Source organism: uncultured Flavonifractor sp. (assembly GCF_944383115.1).
GTDB lineage: Bacteria > Bacillota > Clostridia > Oscillospirales > Oscillospiraceae > Flavonifractor.
This window is the reverse complement of sequence record NZ_CALWOJ010000144.1, coordinates 1-3,282: the sequence shown is the minus strand read 5'-3', so window position 1 is coordinate 3,282 and position 3,282 is coordinate 1. Positions and strand designations below refer to the sequence as shown.

The 3,282-nt window shown below is 61.3% G+C and carries 2 protein-coding genes and 1 pseudogene; all 3 read left to right on the top strand.

Annotation, left to right across the window (positions count from 1 at the left end; all coding sequences use genetic code 11):
* The first annotated feature begins 275 nt into the window (after positions 1–275).
* Positions 276–1,709 (top strand): pyruvate kinase, encoded by a 1,434-nt coding sequence (pyk, locus tag Q0K43_RS10760; RefSeq protein WP_297290525.1) that lies wholly within the window; start codon positions 276–278, stop codon positions 1,707–1,709.
* Positions 1,710–1,894: 185 nt separating this feature from the next.
* Entirely contained in the window at positions 1,895–2,839 is a 945-nt protein-coding gene (locus Q0K43_RS10755) for a sugar phosphate nucleotidyltransferase (protein ID WP_297290524.1), read from the top strand.
* Positions 2,826–3,282, top strand: a pseudogene (locus tag Q0K43_RS10750) (phosphotransferase); the annotation flags it as partial. The gene Q0K43_RS10755 and the pseudogene Q0K43_RS10750, both read left to right, overlap by 14 nt.

The following is a 3,282-nucleotide window of genomic DNA, read 5'->3' as shown; positions in this document are numbered from 1 at the left end:
GCCCTGCGGCTGTCTCGCGGAAAGAGAAACCAGTTAGTATAGCTTTAGGTGCCGCTAAAATGGTAAGCAAACACAAAATAGTGGAAAAAAAGGCTGTTCCTGAGTGAAGGGACAGTCTTTTTTTATGCTTAGCGCGTATCAGCTGTAAATATTTCTGATAAAAACCTCCGAAAGTTGGTTAAAATGAAAATTACCTCTATGCAAAACGGAAAGATTGGTGTATGATAGTCCCGGATTTTTTTAGAGTCATATTTGCATACCTATGGAGGTAGGACATGAGAAAGACGAAAATCATCTGCACCCTGGGCCCCGCTGTGGACAATGAAGAGACCATCCGGCAGCTCATCCTGGGGGGCATGGACGCGGCCCGCTTCAACTTTTCCCACGGCACCCACGCCGAGCAGCTTGCCCGGCTGACCATGCTCAAGTCCGTCCGGGACACCCTGGGCCGCCCTGTAGCCACCATCCTGGATACCAAGGGCCCTGAGATCCGCATCAAGTCCTTTGTGGCCGGCCCTGTGACCCTGGAGAAGGGCCAGGAATTCACCCTCAGCACCGACGAGGTGGAAGGAAATGAAAAACAGGTGTCCGTCACCTATCTGAACCTGCATGAAGAGGTGGGCCCCGGCTGCCGCATTCTGGTGGACGACGGCCTCATCGAGCTGCTGGTGGAGAAGGTGGAAGGCCATAACATCCACTGCACCGTGGAGAACGGCGGGCCCCTGTCCAACAATAAATCCATCAATATCCCCGATGTGAGCATCATGCTCCCCTCTCTGACGGATAAGGACAAGGACGACCTGAAGTTTGCCGTGGAGAACGACTTTGACTTCATTGCCGCCTCCTTTGTCCGCAAGGCCAGCGATGTGGAGGATATCCGGGCCGAGCTGTGCAAGCATGAGGGCGGCGAGAACATCCGGATCATCGCCAAGATCGAGAACCGGGAGGGCGTGGACAATCTGGAGTCCATTCTGGAGGCCGCCGACGGCGTCATGGTGGCCCGGGGCGACCTGGGCGTGGAGATCCCCGCCCATGAGGTGCCCATCCTGCAGAAGAAGATGATCAAGGCCACCATCCGCCAGGGCAAGCCGGTCATCACCGCCACCCAGATGCTGGACTCCATGATCCGCAATCCCCGGCCCACCCGTGCCGAGGTGTCCGACGTGGCCAACGCCGTGTTCGACGGCACTTCCTGCGTTATGCTCTCCGGCGAGACCGCCTCCGGCAAGTACCCGGTGGATGCCCTCCAGACCATGGTGAACGTGGTCACTTCCGCCGAGAACGCCATCAGCTACTGGCGGCGGTTCCGGGAGCGCAATCTGCTGCCTGAGATCGGCGGCATCAACGACGCCATCACCCACTCCTGCTGCCTGACTGCGATGGATCTGAACGCCACCGCCATCCTGGCGGCCACCAAGTCGGGCTACACCGCCAAGGTGATCTCCCGCTTCCGTCCCGCCTGCCCCATTGTGGCGCTGTGCCAGACCGAATCCACCCGCCGTCAGCTGGCCATCTCCTGGGGTGTAAAGCCTCTGCTGTCCGGCGAAGTGGACTCCACCGACCGGATGTTCTCCCTGGCTGTGGACGTGGCCCGGAAGGAGGGCGTCGTGAAGCCCGGCGAGACCGTGGTCATTACCGCCGGCGTGCCGCTGGGCAAGTCGGGTACCACCAACCTGATCAAAGCCGAAGTGGTGAGCGAGCCCATGTAAAGCGCCGCCGCCCCTGCCGCACTGCGGCGGGGGCGGCGTTTGTTTTGGGACGGGCGAGAGATTTGAGGAATCTTGCCATTCCCGGGTTGCACATTGGCAACGGGACGTATATAATAAGTAAGCCTGTAAAATGGGCGGGAAACCGTCCTGCCCGGGCACTTTGAGAGAAGGAAGGAACGAAAGGCATGAACAAGCCTGTTCTTGTGGTCATGGCGGCCGGTATGGGCAGCCGCTACGGCGGTCTTAAGCAGATCGACCCGGTGGGAAATCATGGCCAAATGATCATCGACTATGCCATCTATGACGCCCGCCGGGCAGGTTTTGAGACGGTGGTCTTTGTCATCAAGCACCAGATCGAGGAGACCTTCAAAGCCGCCATCGGCGACCGGCTCAGCCGCGTGATGGATGTCAAGTACGCCTATCAGGAGCTGGACGACCTGCCGGAGGGCTACGCCGTGCCGGCGGGCCGGGTGAAGCCCTGGGGCACCTGCCATGCGGTGCTGGCCGCCCGTCAGGTGGTGGACGGCCCCTTTGCCGTCATCAACTCCGACGATTATTACGGACCCCAGGCCTTCCGGGAGATCTACCAGTACCTGGAGAGCCACCCCGACCAGCCCGGCTGCTATGAGTTTGCTATGGTGGGCTATCGTCTGGGCAATACCGTCACCGAGCATGGCCATGTGGCCCGGGGGGTGTGCGCCGAGACCGGGGACCACTACCTGAAAGAGGTAGTGGAACACACCCACATCGAAAAGGATGGGGACGACGCCCGCTGCACCGAGGACGGGGGGGAGACCTGGACCCATCTCAGCGGCGACACCATCGTATCCATGAACCTGTGGGGCTTTACCCGCAGCTTCCTCATCGAGGCCCAGGCCCGGTTCCCTGCCTTTCTGGACAAAACCCTGGCGGAGAATCCGGAGAAGGGGGAGTACTTCCTGCCCAGCGTGGTGACCCAGCTGCTGGAGGAGGGCAAGGCCCGGGTGAAGGTGCTGCGCAGCGCCGACAAGTGGTACGGCGTCACCTACCGGGAGGACAAGCCGGTGGTGGTGGCGGCGGTGAAGGCCATGACCGAAGCAGGCCTTTACCCCGACGATCTGTGGGGAGCGTGTGAGCATGGCGCCTGCTGAGCAATACTTACAGGAGGCGCTGGACGCCTTTGATTTCGGCGGGGAAATTGTGGGCGCGGTGCGCTTTGGCTCCGGCCATATCAACGACACCTTCTGCGTCCACACCCAGCCGGGGGAGGACCCCTGCCGCCGGTTCATCCTCCAGCGGATCTCCCGCAACGCCTTCCACCACCCGGAGCAGGTGATGGCCAACATCGCGGGGATCACCAACTACCTGAAAAAGGAGATCGCCGCCCAGGGAGGCGACCCGGACCGGGAGACCCTCTCCCTGTGCGCCGCCAGGGACGGCTCCTATTTCCACACCGATCCCGAGGGCGGGGCCTGGCGGGTCTATCCCTTTCTGGAGGGGACCATGTGCCTCCAGTGCGCCGAGACGCCGGAGCGGTTTGCCGCCTCGGCCCGGGCCTTCGGCAAGTTCCAGCGGATGCTGAAGGACTACCCGG